The 15619-nt window shown below is 60.0% G+C and carries 15 protein-coding genes; 7 read left to right on the top strand and 8 right to left on the bottom strand.

Annotation, left to right across the window (positions count from 1 at the left end; translation table 11 throughout):
* The first annotated feature begins 9 nt into the window (after positions 1–9).
* The 3 genes from ACTG1P_RS13535 to glpG all read left to right on the top strand — a co-directional run bounded on the left by ACTG1P_RS13535 (position 10) and on the right by glpG (position 1987).
* Positions 10–711, top strand: a complete 702-nt coding sequence (locus ACTG1P_RS13535) for an ABC transporter ATP-binding protein (protein ID WP_005342433.1) — start codon at positions 10–12, stop codon at positions 709–711.
* A gap of 122 nt (positions 712–833) precedes the next feature.
* Positions 834–1157 carry a thiosulfate sulfurtransferase GlpE gene (gene glpE / locus ACTG1P_RS13530; protein ID WP_005339432.1) on the top strand — a complete coding sequence of 108 codons (324 nt, stop codon included), beginning with the start codon at positions 834–836 and terminating at the stop codon, positions 1155–1157.
* The gene (glpG, locus tag ACTG1P_RS13525; protein WP_440001480.1) at positions 1154–1987 is read left to right on the top strand and encodes a rhomboid family intramembrane serine protease GlpG; all 834 of its coding nucleotides are present in this window, start codon (positions 1154–1156) and stop codon (positions 1985–1987) included. The genes glpE and glpG overlap by 4 nt, the downstream gene beginning before the upstream one ends.
* Positions 1988–2053: 66 nt before the next feature.
* On the opposite strand, the gene ACTG1P_RS13520 is transcribed toward glpG, so the two are convergent.
* Positions 2054–4489: a VolA/Pla-1 family phospholipase gene (locus ACTG1P_RS13520; protein WP_440001479.1), complete on the bottom strand. Its 2436-nt coding sequence runs from the start codon at positions 4487–4489 to the stop codon at positions 2054–2056.
* 300 nt (positions 4490–4789) lie between these two features.
* Between ACTG1P_RS13520 and ubiK the strand changes: the two genes are divergently transcribed.
* On the top strand, positions 4790–5047 hold the full coding sequence (gene ubiK, locus ACTG1P_RS13515; RefSeq protein WP_005339429.1) for a ubiquinone biosynthesis accessory factor UbiK: 258 nt from the start codon (positions 4790–4792) through the stop codon (positions 5045–5047).
* A gap of 54 nt (positions 5048–5101) precedes the next feature.
* Here the strand turns inward: ubiK and ACTG1P_RS13510 are convergent, their stop codons facing one another.
* The 6 genes from ACTG1P_RS13510 to trxA form a co-directional block, all read right to left on the bottom strand.
* Entirely contained in the window at positions 5102–6115 is a 1014-nt protein-coding gene (locus ACTG1P_RS13510) for a GGDEF domain-containing protein (protein WP_440001478.1), read from the bottom strand.
* 219 nt (positions 6116–6334) lie between these two features.
* On the bottom strand, positions 6335–7033 hold the full coding sequence (fre, locus tag ACTG1P_RS13505; RefSeq protein WP_042054686.1) for an NAD(P)H-flavin reductase: 699 nt from the start codon (positions 7031–7033) through the stop codon (positions 6335–6337).
* A gap of 146 nt (positions 7034–7179) precedes the next feature.
* A complete protein-coding gene (ubiD, locus tag ACTG1P_RS13500) occupies positions 7180–8649 on the bottom strand; it encodes a 4-hydroxy-3-polyprenylbenzoate decarboxylase (protein WP_263719020.1) in 1470 nt (489 codons plus the stop codon).
* A gap of 33 nt (positions 8650–8682) precedes the next feature.
* A complete protein-coding gene (locus tag ACTG1P_RS13495; protein ID WP_440001477.1) occupies positions 8683–9675 on the bottom strand; it encodes a hypothetical protein in 993 nt (330 codons plus the stop codon).
* 108 nt (positions 9676–9783) lie between these two features.
* On the bottom strand, positions 9784–11049 hold the full coding sequence (gene rho, locus ACTG1P_RS13490; RefSeq protein WP_005339417.1) for a transcription termination factor Rho: 1266 nt from the start codon (positions 11047–11049) through the stop codon (positions 9784–9786).
* Positions 11050–11253: 204 nt separating this feature from the next.
* Positions 11254–11580 (bottom strand): thioredoxin TrxA, encoded by a 327-nt coding sequence (gene trxA, locus ACTG1P_RS13485; protein WP_005339416.1) that lies wholly within the window; start codon positions 11578–11580, stop codon positions 11254–11256.
* Positions 11581–11693: 113 nt separating this feature from the next.
* Between trxA and rhlB the strand changes: the two genes are divergently transcribed.
* From rhlB to ACTG1P_RS13470, 3 genes are read left to right on the top strand one after another with little or no spacing between them, the layout of a single operon-like run.
* On the top strand, positions 11694–12983 hold the full coding sequence (gene rhlB / locus ACTG1P_RS13480; RefSeq protein WP_005339414.1) for an ATP-dependent RNA helicase RhlB: 1290 nt from the start codon (positions 11694–11696) through the stop codon (positions 12981–12983).
* A gap of 11 nt (positions 12984–12994) precedes the next feature.
* Positions 12995–14485, top strand: coding sequence for a guanosine-5'-triphosphate,3'-diphosphate diphosphatase (gene gppA, locus ACTG1P_RS13475; protein WP_440001476.1), 1491 nt, complete (start codon positions 12995–12997; stop codon positions 14483–14485).
* Between the two features lie 30 nt (positions 14486–14515).
* On the top strand, positions 14516–14770 hold the full coding sequence (locus ACTG1P_RS13470) for a Rho-binding antiterminator (protein WP_440001475.1): 255 nt from the start codon (positions 14516–14518) through the stop codon (positions 14768–14770).
* A 70-nt stretch (positions 14771–14840) separates the two neighbouring features.
* Here ACTG1P_RS13470 and ACTG1P_RS13465 read toward each other — a convergent pair whose 3' ends face one another.
* Positions 14841–15602: a class I SAM-dependent methyltransferase gene (locus tag ACTG1P_RS13465; RefSeq protein WP_440002306.1), complete on the bottom strand. Its 762-nt coding sequence runs from the start codon at positions 15600–15602 to the stop codon at positions 14841–14843.
* Between the last annotated feature and the right edge of the window lie 17 nt (positions 15603–15619).

Below are 15619 nucleotides of genomic sequence, written 5' to 3'. Positions count from 1 at the left end.
GAAAACAAGATGTTAGAACTTCGCAACGTATCGACCCACTACGGCAAAATTCAGGCACTGCACGATGTCAGCGTCGAGGTGAAAGAGGGTGAAATCGTCACCCTGATCGGCGCCAACGGCGCGGGCAAGACCACCCTGCTGATGACCCTCTGCGGTGAGCCCAAGCCCAGCAGCGGCTCAATCTGGTTTGAGGGGGAACAGATCAGCTCCCTCACCACAGCCCGCATCATGCGCAAAGATATCGCCGTGGTGCCGGAGGGGCGCCGCATCTTCGCCCGCCTGACGGTGGAGGAGAACCTGCTGATGGGCGCCTTCTTCGTCGACAAGGCAGAGCAGCATGGCCTGCTGGATCAGGTGTTCACCCTGTTCCCGCGCCTGCACGAACGCTTGCAACAACGGGCGGGCACCATGTCCGGCGGCGAGCAGCAGATGCTGGCCATCGGCCGTGCCCTGATGAGCAAACCGCGCCTGCTGCTGCTGGATGAACCCTCGCTGGGGCTGGCCCCCATCGTCATCCAGCAGATCTTCGACACCATTGAGCAGTTGCGCCAGAAGGGGATGACCATCTTTCTGGTGGAACAGAACGCCAACCAGGCGCTCAAGCTGGCCGACCGCGGTTATGTGCTGGAGAACGGCCACGTGGTGCTGCAAGACACGGGCGCCGCTCTGCTGGCCAACCCGGCGGTGCGGCAGGCTTATCTGGGCGGTTAACCCACTGACCCGCATGCCATATCAACAAGGGAGCCGCTGGCTCCCTTATCTTTTGTGGGGTTAGTTTGCGCCCAAGCTTGCGGTACACTGGCCCGTAATCAACCTATTCGCAGGACATCCCGATGGACCAGTTTGCCCATATCAATGCCCATGATGCCCACCAGAAACTGAGCGCGGGTGAAGCCCGTCTGGTGGATATTCGCGACCCGCAGTCCTTTGAAGCGGCCCACGCGGTCGGCGCCTTCCACCTCACCAACGGCACCCTGGTGCGCTTTATGAACGAAGTGGATTTCGATACCCCGATCATCGTGATGTGCTATCACGGCAACAGCAGTCAGGGGGCGGCCCAATACCTGCTGCAACAGGGTTATGACGAGGTCTACAGTCTGGATGGCGGCTTCGAGGCGTGGCGCCGGGAGTTTCCCATCGAGGCAGGCGAGGCATGATCCAGCTGCTGGTGCTCGACAACGCCCGCATGGCGCAGGCGCTGGTGGACTATCTGGCGACCCTGGGGATCTCCTGCGAGCTGACCCAGTCCGAGCTGGGGGTCACCATCTGGTTGGCTGACGAGCCACGCCTCGCCCAGGCTCAGCTGGAGGTGAAACGCTTTCTGGCCGAGCCGGGCCACCCGCGCTATATGGAAGCCTCCTGGCAATCCGGCCGCGCCGATGCCCGCATCGATTACAGCAAGGGGATGACGGACCCCATCACCGACTTCCTCCATCAGGCGGGGCCGCTGACGCTAGTGGTCATCATCGCCTGTCTCGCCATCTACGGGATCGAGGCCATCGGCCTGCCCATTTTTGATCAACTGGCATTCCACCCGACGCTGGCCCAGTTCACCGACTGGCAGGCGTGGCGCTATTTCACCCCTGCCCTGATCCACTTCTCGGTGCTCCATCTGGTGTTCAACTTGCTCTGGTGGTGGTATCTCGGCGGCCAGATCGAGCAGCGCCTTGGCAGCGGCAAGCTGCTGATCCTGCTGCTGGTGGGCGCCGCCCTGCCCAATATCGCCGAGTTCTTTGCCAGCGGCCCACTGTTTGGCGGCCTCTCCGGTGTGGTCTATGCCCTGCTCGGCTACTGCTGGCTGCGCAGCAAGCTGCAACCGGCCTGTGGCCTCACTCTGCCACCGGCGCTGATGGGCTTTATGCTGTTCTGGATGGTGCTCGGCTTCTTCGACATGCTCGGCACCAGCACGGCCAATATTGCCCACCTGACCGGCCTGCTGGTCGGCCTGCTGCAAGGCTGGCTGGATCGCAACCACCAGCCGACCTGATTTTTCAGCAGTTGCAGAAACAACAACGCCGCCCCGAGGGGCGGCGTTTTTTTACGCGATGGGCAGTTACTGCTTGATCAGGGTGTCGTCAGTCACCTTGACCGCCGCACCACCACTCATAAAGAAGCTGGCGAACTGGGTCTGGATCTCGGTGGTGACCGCGCCAGCCTGATCGAAGTTCTCGTCAGGGGCCAGCAGCGAGCTATGGCCCCCTTTCAGGAAGCGTGCAGCATGGTGACCCGCCGGGAGCACACCGGAACCCTTCAGCTCTTGCAAACCCAACACCCGGAACAGCGGCTCGGTGCCACCCAACGGTGCAGAGGCAATGCTGTTGGGGATCACCTGATCCGGCAAGCTGAGCGCACCATCGCCAACAATTTCAGTGGCGAACAGCGGGAGGCTCTTGGCGACGCCACTGCCCAGATTGATCGGGTCGGCAGAATCCAGCACTGACTGGGCGGCAAAGGTATAGCTCTGCAAGGTGCTCGCCGCCCCCGCCAGCGTGGCCGCATCCAGACTGGGCAGGAACTCGTTGACGAAGCAAGTGGCGGCAGCTGTTTTGCAATTCGGTGCATAGGCGGTAAAGCCCGCTTTCAGCTCCGGACTGCCCGAAGTAAGCACGCTCATCTTGATGGTCGGCCCGAAGCTCGGCGAGTTGAGCAACAACGGCGCGATGCCGCCACCCGGCATCGCCAGACCACCGGTATCGAACTTGAACAGGGCATCAGCCTGAGCACTGCCGGTGGTCTGGTTGGCGACAGCCAGCAGATTGGCCCCGGTAATGGCACCGAGTGAGTGACCGAGGAAGTGAACTTTCAGACCGGCACCACCCAATTGGCCACCCAACCCCTTGGCATTGGCCAGACCGACGGCCAGTCGCAGCCCCAGCAGATCGGCCACACTCTGTTTCAGGTTGTCCCGCGCCACCGTCAGATAGCCCAGATTCAGGTAGGGAGTCGGGTTCTCGGAGGTGGTGACGGTATCCGTGCTGCCACTCAGGGCATAGCCACGCTCACCGTGCAGCGGATGATCGATCACTACCACAGCGACGCTCTTGCTGGCAGTGGCGCCAGCGCCGATCTGGCCCAGTGCCAGCGCATAGGCGTTCTCCTTGATGGAGGTGACCCCGTGCTGATAGATGATCACATCGGTGACATTGGCCAGCGGCCCGGCGGCAAAGATCCGCAGCGGTACCGATTGCACTTCGGTCAGGGTCGGCAGCGGATTGAAACGGCCGATATTACGCTCGGCATCCAGCGGTTTGCCACCAGAGGTGAGGGTCACCCCGATCAGCTTGCTTGCCTCGGTCAGCAGTTCACTCTGACGGCTCGGGTCGGCGATCAGCTCACCCAGCAATGCCGGGTCCACGCCCGCCCCGACCAGCCCACCGATCACCTCGCTATCACCCGCTTTCAGCGCGTTGGCGATGGCATAGAGGCTGGGAATGGCGCCGTGCCAGGATTGGGTCTTGGCCTTGTCCCAGGAGCCGGCTATCGCTGGAGTAGAGAGGAAGTAAGGGAGCTTGACGGTACCGGTATACACCTTGGTCACCGCTGCAACTCCGTTTAGGGTGGCATTAGCCGCCACAGCGGCAGCAATCGCATCACGATCTTTCTGCGGCAAGAATTGCTCATTCGCCAGCTGGGTCAGAAAATCCACCCCGCCATTTAGACCGTTGATGGTATAGGTTGCTGGCAGGCTGGTGTTGCCCTTGGCATCCTGTTTCCACAGCGCTGCGGCGTCCAGACTCGGGCTCTTCAGCACGGAAGCGGCGGCACTCTTCACCGCCAGCAGTACATCGGCACCAGATTGGGTGGCAAACCAGTCGGAGAAGATCACCCGATCGCTGGTGATCCCGGTGGCCGCCTTGAACAGACCTTCCTGCAGCGAGATCAGGCCGTTGATGGTCTGCTCCTGAGTGGTTGCGCCAGTTGTCGATTTGAAGCTGCTGTAATCGCCGCCCGCCTTGAGCGGTGTGCCACGACTGTCCTTGAGGGCATCGGTCGCCACGATCATGTAGTAAGAAGAGGGATTGAACGGCTTGAGCGGAACCAGATTAAGCTTGCCGTCCCCGCCGGTGACCACAAAGTCGGTCCCATAAACCAGTGGCTTGCCGCCCTTGACACCGTTGGGTTGCAGAGTGACCGGATCAAGCGTGAGCTCGAGCAGGTAGAGGGGCGCAACGGCAGAGGCATACTCGCTGGCCGCCGGTGCCGGCACAGAGACACCGGTCACGGTCGCCGGTACCAGCTGGACAGGTTGGGTGGTTGACCAGCCATCAAGGGTGGATAGGGCAGATACCGGGTTCGACAGATCAGCAGTTTCTGTCGAAAACTTCAGGGTACCGTCGCTGGCACGGGGGGCCAGCACGCTCGGGCGCACCCCGTTGGCGCCACTCAGGACGTAGTCGAGGGAGCTGGTGGTGTCTCCCTTGTTGTCATCTCCACCACATCCGGCCAGCAGGGCGCTGACAACAGCTGCATAAATTAGCTTCTTCTTCATTTTTTATTCTCTTTTTATAAGGTTGTTATCCATCACAAGCCAACGGGGTCATCACGACCTCGACTGCAAAACGTTAACATAAAACCAACACAAAATAAGACTCATGCCGGACAGTTCTGGCTCAGCTTTGTGGTGCATGTCATGGTTTCAGGTTAACAAAGGGGCGCAAGGGTAGCAGTTGTGGCCCCATCACCAGACCCGACCAGCCAGCGGGCACCATCACGACTAAAAAGCCGCCGCGATCTCGGCAAAGTGAGGGAATTGTCGGTAGAATGTCCGCCAACGCTTAAGGAGGACATCATGATCGACCCGAAGAAACTGGAAGAGATCGCCAAGCAGGTGCACAACTCCCTGCCGCCCGGCATTCGCAGCATGGGTGAAGAGGCCGAAAAGAAGATGCGTCAGGTACTGCAAGCCCAGCTGGGCAAGCTGGATCTGGTCAGCCGCGAAGAGTTCGACGTGCAGACCAAGGTGCTGCTGCGTACCCGTGAAAAACTGGCCGCCCTCGAAAGCAAGCTGGCTCAGCTCGAGCAGCAGCTCGGCGCCAAAGGCGAATAACGAAAACCCCAGCTCGGCTGGGGTTTTTGCTTTGAATTGAACCTGTAAAAAACATCACACCTGAAGCAGATACCAGGCTCGCTTGCCGCGCGCCTTGGCCTCATACATGGCACGGTCGGCCACCTCCAATGCCTGCCGGAAGCTCAATGGCTCCTCCTCCCACAGGGCGATGCCGATACTCAGCCCCACCCGTTGCGGGCAACCGGGTTTGGGCACATAGCCGTGCATCCGGCTGATCAGGGCGTCAGCCAGTTGCGCCAGGCCATGGCTCGACACATCCCGATGCAAATGCACCACAAACTCGTCGCCGCCGTAACGGCCACATAGCGCCGAGCCAGGCATAATAAGGCGCAGCCAGTCCGCCATCTGCTGCAACACCAGATCGCCGCAGGCGTGGCCCAGCTGGTCATTGATCCCCTTGAAATCATCCAGATCGATAAAGAGCAGCGCTCCTGCTCCGTCATGTTGCTGCTGAGCAAACGCCTTGCCAAACCCCTGCCGGTTGAGCAGGCCGGTCAGGGCATCGCTGTTGGCTCGCTCGGCCAGCCTCTGTTCATAGGCTTTGCGCTGGGTGATATCGATATGGGAACCCATGATCCGCAGCGGCTTGCCATCGCCATCCCGATCGACGACCCGTCCCCTATCCCACAGCCAGGTGACCTCGCCTTGCGGGTTGATGGTGCGGTATTCGGCTTCATAGAAGGGGGTTTTCCCCTCAAGGTGGGCAAAGTAGCTGCCCATGGCATGGGCGCGATCGTCGGGATGGAGCTTGGCGCTCCACTGATCGAAATGAGGGGCCATGTCACCGGCCTGAAAGTTCTGCAGGTTGAAGACCCGCAGCTCGCCGGTGGGAATGGTGCCCTGCCAGAGACAGATGCCGGTGCCATCGAGGGCGGCATTGAGCTTCTCCTGCAACAGACCGTTTGCATGCTGCAAAGCGGCGATTTCTGCCTGCAAACGGGCCATTTCACCGCCATGAGGGGACGGGATCTGCGTTGCGACCCGCTCGACAGAGCCGGTCTCTCCCCTGTCATCCTCCGCTGATGCCCTGCCCTCTTCACTCAACACTGCGCCTCCTTGTGCTTACTCTATGGATGCTCTTGTCAATCCCCCACAAAGATGCCATCAGCTAGGCTCGATTAGTAGCCACTCATAGCCAAAATATTGAAAAATAATGGGATAACGCCGCGATAATCCAACCATTCGGTACGATCAGGTACTGCGGCGGCCACAAAAACAAAAGCCCCCGGCAAAACCGGGGGCTGCGTCATCCAGACGGGGATCCCGTCAGATAAATTCGTAGGCATCACCAAAGATGCGCTCAGGCTCGGCGCCAAGGATCTTGAACTCCTCACGCGCGGCACCCGCCATCTCGAAACGGCCGGCGACATAGATGTCGTAGTCGTGGAGGCTGACGAAGTCATCCATGATCGCCTTGTGTACCAGCCCGCTCTTGCCGGTCCAGTCAGCATCCGGCTCCTGCACCACCGGGATAAAGGTGAGCGGCGCATAGTCACGCTCCCACTGCTGCATCTGCTCCAGCTCATAGAGCCAGTGAGCCTGACGCACACCCCAGTAGAAGAACACCGGACGCTTGCTGCCCGTGTCGATCAGGTACTCCAGAATGGAGCGGGCGTAAGAGAAGCCGGTGCCGCCCGCCATCAGGATCAGCGGACGGGGGGATTCATCGCGCAGGAACGCCTTGCCAGCGGGCAATTCGACCTCGATCTCCCCCTGCTCGCGCATGCGGGCCAGCACCTGACCGGCGTAGGCGTTCTCGGGAGTGGCACCAATTTGCAGCTCCAGCACGCCCGGGCGGGTCGGCGAGTTGGCGATGGAGAAGGGGCGCTTGTCCGAATCGCTCATCACCACCAGCAGATACTGGCCCGGCTTGAAGCTGATCGCTTGCTGCGGCGTCAGGGCCACATGCCAGATGGTGTCGACATATTCGCGCAGTTCCTCTACGCGGCATTTGATACGTTGCATTCTTGTCCTTGTGGCGGGCTCGCTCGGCCCGCTTCGCTCATTGTTTCACTATGGAGTGACGACCAGCAGCCCTGGCCCCGTCAGTCGAGAATACTCAAATCAGTGCGGATCGCATCACTTTTTGCAGCAAAGCTGTCATGTTTGCCTCATCCGAGGATATTGAGCTCATCCCAGATGGCATCGACCTTCTGCTTCACCGCCTCATCCTGCACTATGGGCTGACCCCACTCCCGATTGGTCTCGCCCGGCCACTTGTTGGTGGCATCCAGCCCCATCTTGGAACCGAGGCCAGAGACCGGCGAGGCGAAGTCCAGATAGTCGATCGGCGTATGCTCGATCAAGGTGGTGTCCCGTGCCGGATCCATCCGGGTGGTGATGGCCCAGATCACATCCTTCCAGTCGCGGGCGTTGACGTCGTCGTCACACACCACCACGAACTTGGTGTACATGAACTGGCGCAGGAAGGACCAGACCCCCAGCATCACCCGCTTGGCGTGGCCCGGGTAACGCTTCTTGATGGTCACCACCGCCATCCGGTAGGAGCACCCCTCCGGCGGCAGATAGAAGTCCACAATCTCGGGGAACTGCTTCTGCAGCAGCGGTACGAACACCTCGTTCAGCGCCAGCCCCAGCACCGCCGGTTCATCGGGCGGACGGCCGGTGTAGGTGCTGTGATAGATGGCATCGCGCCGCTTGGTGATGTGGGTGATGGTGAAGACCGGGAACTCGTCCACCTCGTTGTAGTAACCGGTGTGGTCGCCATAGGGCCCTTCCGGCGCCATCTCACCCGGCTCAAGATAGCCTTCCAGCACGATCTCGGCGCTGGCGGGCACCTCCAAATCGCAGCTGATGGCCTTGATCACCTCGGTACGGCTGCCGCGCAGCAGACCGGCAAAGGCATATTCGGAGAGAGTATCCGGCACCGGCGTCACCGCGCCGAGAATGGTCGCGGGATCGGCGCCAAGCGCCACCACCACCGGGAATCGCTCACCGGGATGGGCCTCCTGCCACTCGCGAAAATCGATGGCACCGCCACGATGATCCAGCCAGCGCATGATCAGCTTGTTTTTGGCGATCTTCTGCTGGCGATAGATGCCGAGGTTCTGGCGCTTCTTGTAGGGGCCACGGGTGATGGTAAGGCCCCAGGTGACCAGCGGCGCCACATCGCCGGGCCAGCAGTGCTGGATCGGGATCTGGTCGAGATCAACCGCATCGCCCTCCTGCAGCACCTGCTGGCAGGGCGCGGAAGAGAGGCGTTTGGTCGGCATGTTGAGCACCTGCTTGAAGATCGGCAGCTTCTCCATCAGCTCCTTGAATCCCTTGGGCGGCTCGGGCTCCTTGAGATAGGAGAGCCAGACCCCAACCTGACGCAAGGCGCCCACATCGGGCTGGCCCATGCCCATGGCAACCCGATCCGGGGTACCGAACAGGTTGGTCAGCACCGGCATGGTGTAGCCTTTGGGATTTTCGAACAGCAGAGCCGGGCCACCCGCACGCAGGGTGCGGTCGCTGATCTCGGTCATCTCCAGATAGGGATCTATCTCGCGGGTAATGCGCTTGAGTTGTCCGTTTTGTTCCAGCTGCGCGATGAAATCACGCAAATCCTTGTATTTCATGCAAGTTCCCAACCAGGTTCAGGAGGTCACGCATTATAACCCTGGCTGCCCATCGGGTGTACCCGAATCGGGTAGCAGACTCGGTGCAATGGGTGGCATGTCACGCTGGCCGAGGCGTCTGGCCAGCGCAGAGAGCAGTTGGGGCTCGTCCACCTCCATCAACAGACCGGCCACCAGCGCCCCGTATTGGCGGTTGGAGAGCTCCGCCAGCAGGTATTTCTGGGCTTGCGGCGGCAAGGGGGAGAGTGCGCTCAGCTGGCGCAGGGCGGCTCCCTTCAATCCCTCATTGCCACTGGCGGCAATCAGCAAATCGCTGGCAGCACTGCCGTGATGGAAGCGGTTGATGGTAGAGAGTGCACGCAGCGCATCCTGATCTGCCGGCCGCCGCCACAGCATGCTATAGAGTGCCGGTTCCCCGGTGCGCTGCAACAGATGGAACAACAGGTGATTATCGGGCAGATAGATATTCTGGCTGGCCAGCGCTTGCGCCTCCCGCATCCAGATCGGTTGCGGCAAGGTGTCGAGGGCCAGCAACAGGGCTTGCTGCTGCATGGCGAGATCGGGGTTACTGCTGTAGTAGATGGACTTTAGCTGGAAGCTGCCCTGGGCAAGCTGCTGCCGATAGCGCTGCATCAGTGATTGCAGCTGCCACTCCCCCAGCAGCTGACGGGCCTGCGCGGCAAAATCATAGACAGGTTGCTGCACCAGAAAACCGTCGACCTGCTGCTCCATGAGCCACTCGGGTGCCTTGTCGGCCTGAGCCTCGACCCACTGTTGCAACGCAGGGGATGCAGGGGAGGTAGCGGGAATATCCCGCAGCAGCTGCAACAGCAGGAACTCCCGCCGCTCGCGACTCAGGGTCGCCAGCAGAGAGTCGATGGCTGCAAATTGCCCCTCCTGCAGACGGCCCGCCAGATAGCGCTGGTGACTCTGCAACGTCTCGGCTGTCACCGCGATCGGAGCACTCTGCGCGCAGGCTGGCATTGAACTCAGCAACCCCAGCAATAACCAGAAAACAGGCTTCATGACGTCTCCATCCATGTGACATCGGGATCTCATACTACTAGGGCGACCGGAAAACAGATAAACAAAAACCGCGACCATGGCCGCGGTTTCGTCATTTTTTGACCGGACTTACTTCTGCTGGCGCCGCATGGCGTCGAAGAACTCGTCGTTGGTCTTGGTCATCGCCAGCTTGTCGATGAGGAACTCGATACCGTCGATCTCGCCCATCGGGTGGACAATCTTGCGCAGGATCCACATCTTCTGCAGCTCGTCACCTGAGGTGAGCAGCTCTTCTTTACGGGTGCCTGAGCGGGTGATGTCGATAGCCGGGTAGACGCGCTTCTCGGCAATCTTGCGCGAGAGGTGCAGTTCCATGTTGCCGGTACCCTTGAACTCTTCGTAGATAACCTCGTCCATCTTGGAGCCGGTATCGATCAGCGCGGTGGCGATGATGGTCAGGCTGCCGCCCTCTTCAACATTACGCGCGGCGCCGAAGAAGCGCTTGGGACGGTGCAGGGCGTTGGCATCCACACCACCGGTCAGTACCTTGCCGGATGACGGGATAACGGTGTTGTAGGCACGGGCCAGACGGGTGATGGAGTCCAGCAGGATCACCACATCTTTCTTGTGCTCGACCAGACGTTTGGCCTTCTCGATCACCATTTCGGCAACCTGAACGTGACGGGAAGCAGGTTCGTCAAAGGTGGAAGCGATCACTTCACCTTTCACCATCCGCTGCATCTCGGTTACTTCTTCCGGACGCTCGTCGATCAGCAGAACGATCAGTTCACAGTCCGGGTGGTTGTAAGCGATGCTCTGGGCGATGTTCTGCAGCAGCATGGTCTTACCGGCCTTGGGCGGCGCCACGATCAGGCCACGCTGGCCTTTACCGATGGGGGAAGCCAGGTCCAGTACACGGGCGGTGATATCTTCGGTAGAGCCATTACCCCGTTCCATACGCAGACGTTCGTTGGCATGCAGGGGGGTAAGGTTTTCAAACAGGATCTTGTTGCGGGAGTTTTCCGGACGGTCGTAGTTGACCTCATTGACCTTGAGCAGTGCGAAGTAGCGTTCGCCCTCTTTCGGTGGCCGGATCTTGCCGGAGATGGTATCGCCGGTACGCAGGTTGAAGCGGCGGATCTGGCTCGGGGAGACGTAGATATCGTCAGGGCCTGCCAGATAGGAGCCGTCTGCACTGCGCAGGAAGCCGAAACCATCGGTCAGGATTTCCAGCACACCGTCGCCAAAGATATCTTCACCGCCCTTGGCGTGCGCCTTGAGGATTGCAAAAATAATATCTTTCTTGTGCGCCCGAGCCAGATTTTCCAACCCCATGGATTCGCCAAGCTTGACCAGCTCGGACACAGGAGTGTTCTTTAATTCAGTCAGATTCATAGTGGTGAAAGTCTGTAAGCAAGGATTGAAATGAGGAGACAGTCTGCTGGATTGATGCTGATCGGATTTGATTGCCAGGCTGTGGTTAGCAAAGAGTCAGGCAAAAAGGTTAGCAAACGAGCGATAAACTAGCACCAATCGGGATGAGCGTCTAGGTGATAAAACACAAGGAGCGCATTATTGCAATGCGCTCCTCTTTAATTATTACAGGTTGCCGTCCAGGAACTCTTTCAGCTGAGTCTTGGACAGTGCACCGACCTTGGTCGCTGCCACTTCGCCATTCTTGAACAGCAAGAGGGTCGGGATACCACGAATGCCGTACTTGGGCGGAGTATCAGAGTTATGGTCGATGTTCAGTTTGGCTACGGTCACGCGACCTTCGTACTCTTGGGCAACTTCTTCCAGGATCGGGGCAATCATCTTGCACGGACCACACCACTCGGCCCAGAAGTCGACCAGAACGGCGCCATCGGCTTTGATTACATCTGCCTCGAAGCTGGCATCGCTCAGCTGAACAATCTTGTCACTCATCTCCAACTCCAGTCAGTAATTAAGGCTTTATTGACATATCAACAAAGGCAATAGTTGCCCTATTTGAAATGATCCTGTTTATTATTGCAAGCCTAACCTGATAACCTACCGCCATGAGCAAAACACACTTAACGACCGACAAATTCGCCCAAATGGGCCTCGAACCCGAAGTTCTGGCTGGTCTGGAATCAAAGGGATTTCACTATTGCACGCCCATCCAGGCACTGTCTCTGCCACTGCTGGTAGAAGGTCATGACCTCGCCGGTCAGGCCCAGACAGGAACCGGCAAAACCATTGCCTTCCTGGCCGCGACATTCAACTATTTGCTGACTCACCCGCTGACCAAGCCCCGTCTGGTTAACCAACCCAGAGCCATCATCATGGCACCCACCCGGGAACTGGCAGTACAGATCTATAATGATGCCGACAGCATCGCCGCTTCTACCGGCCTGAAACTCGGCCTCGCCTACGGTGGCGAAGGCTACGACAAGCAGCTGGCCGTGCTGGAGCAGGGCGTCGACATCCTGATCGGCACCACAGGCCGCATCATCGACTACTTCAAGTCCAAGGTGATCGATCTGAGCAACATTCAGGTCGTGGTACTGGACGAAGCGGATCGCATGTTCGATCTGGGCTTCATCAAGGACATCCGCTTCCTGTTCCGCCGCATGCCGCCCGCGACCGAGCGTCTGAGCATGCTATTCTCCGCCACCCTCTCCCTGCGTGTGCAGGAGCTGGCCTACGAACACATGAACCACCCAGAACATGTGCAGGTTGAGCCGGAGCAGATGACCGGCGTGCGGATCAAGGAGGAACTGTTCTACCCCTCCAATGAGGACAAGATGTTGCTGCTGCTCTCCCTGATGGAAGAGGAGTGGCCGGAAAAAGCGATCGTCTTCGCCAACACCAAGCATGTCTGTGAAGACGTCCATGCCTGGCTGGAAAACGACGGCCACCGCGTCGGTCTGCTGACCGGTGACGTGCCGCAGAAAAAGCGGATGAAGATCCTCGAGGATTTCACCAAGGGTGCGCTCGATATTCTGGTCGCCACCGACGTGGCCGCCCGTGGTCTGCACATCCCTGACGTGACCCACGTCTTCAACTATGACCTCCCCGACGACGCCGAAGACTATGTACACCGTATCGGTCGTACCGGTCGTGCCGGCAAGAGCGGTCACTCCATCAGCCTGGCTTGTGAAGACTATGCCTTCAATCTGCCGGCCATCGAGGAGTACATCCACCACGCCATTCCGGTCAGCAAATATGATCGCGAAGCGCTGCTGGATGACGTGACCCCGCCGAAACGGGTGTTCCGCAACCGTCAGCCGGTGAACCGCAACATGCGGGATCGTCAGGGCGGTGGCAACAGCAACAACCGTCGTCGTCCGCCGCGCAAGAGCTAAGGACAGGCCCGTTGCACAACTCGCCTCTCTATGCCGCTATCGACCTCGGCTCCAACAGCTTTCATATGCTGGTGGTGCGCGAGGTTGCCGGTGCCCTGCGCACCGTCGCCAAGGTCAAGCGCAAGGTTCGCCTCGCAGCCGGGCTCGATCCGGAATTTCGTCTCAGCCGTGCCGCCATGGAGCGAGGCTGGGACTGTTTGCGTCTCTTCTCCGAACAGTTGCAGGACATTCCGGCCGACAACATCCGGGTGGTGGGCACCGCAACCTTGCGACTTGCCACCAACGTCGATGAGTTCCTCAGCGAAGCGGAACGGGTACTCAACCACAGCATCGAGATCATCTCGGGCGAGGAAGAGGCCAAGACCATCTATGAAGGGGTCTCCTGGACCTCTGCCGGGGAAGGCAACCGGCTGGTGATCGACATCGGCGGTGCCAGTACCGAACTGGTGATTGGCGAGCACAGCGAAGCGAAACTGCTCAACAGCCTGCACATGGGCTGCGTCACCTGGCTCAACAATCACTTTGGTGATGGCGAGCTCTCCGAAGCCCGTTTCGAGCAGGCGATTGCTGCCGCCAAGGCGGTGCTGGAGAAGGTGGCGGAAGATTACCGCGCCCTCGGCTGGCGTACCTGTGTCGGCGCCTCCGGCACGGTACAGGCGCTGCAGGAGATCATGCTGGCGCAAGGGAAGAGCGAGCGGGTCACCCTGCCGAAACTGCAGGAGCTGATGGGTCAGGCCATCGCCTGCGGCAAGCTCGACCGGCTGCAACTGGAAGGGCTGGCGGCCGAGCGGCTGACCGTGTTCCCCTCCGGCCTCGCCATCCTGATCGCCATCTTCGAAACCCTCGATATCGAGAGCATGACCCTCGCGGGTGGCGCCCTGCGTGAAGGACTGATCTACGGTCTGCTTGGCAACAATCACGACTGTGATGCCCGGGATCGCACCGCCGACAGCCTGATCAGCCGCTATCAACTGGATAAAGAGCACGCCGAACGGGTGCGCGATACCGCCGTCGAGGCGTTCAACCAGCTGCAACCGGCCTGGCGACTCTCCAAACGCTACGGCCGCCCAATCTTGCGTTATGCCGCCCTGCTGCACGAGATCGGCCTCTGTATCGAGTACAAGAAGGCGCCGCAACACGCCGCCTACATCATCGACAACATCGACATGCCGGGCTTTACCCCTGCGCAAAAGAAGCTGTTGTCGGCCCTGCTGTTCAACCAGCGGGACGAATTCAAGCTGGAACCACTGGAGAAACAGGGTGCAGTCACCGGTCGTCAGGCGATCCGGCTGGCCCGTATCCTGCGCATCGCGCTGATCCTCTGCATGCGCCGTACCCAGGGCACAGTGCCCAACTTCACCCTGCAGGCAGAAGAGGAGTCACTGACCCTGACCCTGCCCAAGGGCTGGATGGATGAACACTACCTGCGCGCCAGCGAGCTGCGCTTTGAAGTGGAACGCCAGCAGAAGATGGGCTGGCCGACCCGCGTACAGGAAGCCTGACTCAGCAACCTGCCTGTTTTGGAGCCGATCATGCCGGATTATCAACCCATCAGCTGCGATCTCTACGACTGGCTCGAAATTGCTGCCAGCTGGCAACTGCCGGTGACCCTCACCAGCCGCGATGGTCGCCAGCGGGATGACAAGATCCGCACTATCGAAGCCAGCGAAGGGGTCGAGTATCTGTTGCTGCACAGTGGCGAGCGGCTCAGTCTGGCGGATCTGGCGACCCTGCGCCTGAACTGGCAAGGGGAAGAAATGCTGATCCGCTTCGCGCCAACCAACTGAATCCAATACGAAAAAGGAGGGCCAACATGACGTTGGCCCTCCTTTTTGCATCTGCGGCTCACACCGGCCGTTAACCCGCTGCCAGCGCCGCCATCACATAGACATCGAAGCGGTTGCTCTTGGTCTCAATGGCCATGCTGGGCTTCTGTTCATTGAGCCAGCCGGCGTAGTCAGGGCGTTTCACCACCACCCGCTTGTTCGCCATCTTGAGCGCGGCAGGCAGCAGGGCATCCGCATCAAGATCCGGCCCCACCAGCGACTGGAACACCCGCATCTCCTTTTTCACCAGCGCCGACTTCTGCTTGTGGGGGAACATGGGGTCGAGGTAGATCACCTCGGGCCGCTCCGGCAGCGCCAGCAAGTTGTCCACCGCCGGGCCTTGCAGCAGGTGCATCCGCTCACTGACCCAGGGGCCAATCTCGGGATCCTGTTCCGCCCGCGCCAACCCGTCCTGCAACAGAGCAGCCACCACAGGGCTGCGTTCGATCAGGGTCACCTTGCAACCGAGGGAGGCGAGCACGAAGGCATCGCGCCCCAGCCCGGCAGTGGCATCCACCACGGTCGGTGTGGCACCGGCCTTGAGCCCCACCGCCTTGGCGATGGACTGACCGCGACCGCCGCCAAACTTGCGACGATGTGCCACCGCCCCTTCCACGAAGTCCACATAGACGGCTCCCAGCTTGGGCTCATCCAGCTTGCGCAGCTCCAGTCTCTCTTCAGTCAGTACCAGCGCAAACGGAGCCGGAAACTCCACGTCGGCAAGGCGTAAACGCAGGGCGTCGAGCTCGCCATCACGGGCGGGGACTTCACTGAAAACCTGAATATGGGGCATAGGAGGCAGACTCATGG

Origin of the sequence: Aeromonas sp. 11P (assembly GCF_051920165.1) — a bacterium.
In the GTDB taxonomy this organism is placed as follows: Bacteria; Pseudomonadota; Gammaproteobacteria; order Enterobacterales; family Aeromonadaceae; genus Aeromonas; species Aeromonas veronii.
Note: the sequence above shows the minus strand (reverse complement) of the source record. Positions and strands in the feature narration are given on the sequence as shown.

Excerpts from the sequence above, each read along its gene's own strand:
- glpG (WP_440001480.1), top strand. The coding sequence starts at position 1,154 with ATGATCCAGCTGCTGGTGCTCGACAACGCCCGCATGGCGCAGGCGCTG.
- trxA (WP_005339416.1), bottom strand. The coding sequence starts at position 11,580 with ATGAGTGACAAGATTGTTCAGCTGAGCGATGCCAGCTTCGAGGCAGAT.
- ACTG1P_RS13535 (WP_005342433.1), top strand. The coding sequence starts at position 10 with ATGTTAGAACTTCGCAACGTATCGACCCACTACGGCAAAATTCAGGCA.
- ACTG1P_RS13470 (WP_440001475.1), top strand. The coding sequence starts at position 14,516 with ATGCCGGATTATCAACCCATCAGCTGCGATCTCTACGACTGGCTCGAA.
- fre (WP_042054686.1), bottom strand. The coding sequence starts at position 7,033 with ATGCAACGTATCAAATGCCGCGTAGAGGAACTGCGCGAATATGTCGAC.
- ACTG1P_RS13495 (WP_440001477.1), bottom strand. The coding sequence starts at position 9,675 with ATGAAGCCTGTTTTCTGGTTATTGCTGGGGTTGCTGAGTTCAATGCCA.
- glpE (WP_005339432.1), top strand. The coding sequence starts at position 834 with ATGGACCAGTTTGCCCATATCAATGCCCATGATGCCCACCAGAAACTG.
- ubiD (WP_263719020.1), bottom strand. The coding sequence starts at position 8,649 with ATGAAATACAAGGATTTGCGTGATTTCATCGCGCAGCTGGAACAAAAC.
- rho (WP_005339417.1), bottom strand. The coding sequence starts at position 11,049 with ATGAATCTGACTGAATTAAAGAACACTCCTGTGTCCGAGCTGGTCAAG.
- ACTG1P_RS13520 (WP_440001479.1), bottom strand. The coding sequence starts at position 4,489 with ATGAAGAAGAAGCTAATTTATGCAGCTGTTGTCAGCGCCCTGCTGGCC.
- ACTG1P_RS13465 (WP_440002306.1), bottom strand. The coding sequence starts at position 15,602 with ATGCCCCATATTCAGGTTTTCAGTGAAGTCCCCGCCCGTGATGGCGAG.
- ubiK (WP_005339429.1), top strand. The coding sequence starts at position 4,790 with ATGATCGACCCGAAGAAACTGGAAGAGATCGCCAAGCAGGTGCACAAC.
- rhlB (WP_005339414.1), top strand. The coding sequence starts at position 11,694 with ATGAGCAAAACACACTTAACGACCGACAAATTCGCCCAAATGGGCCTC.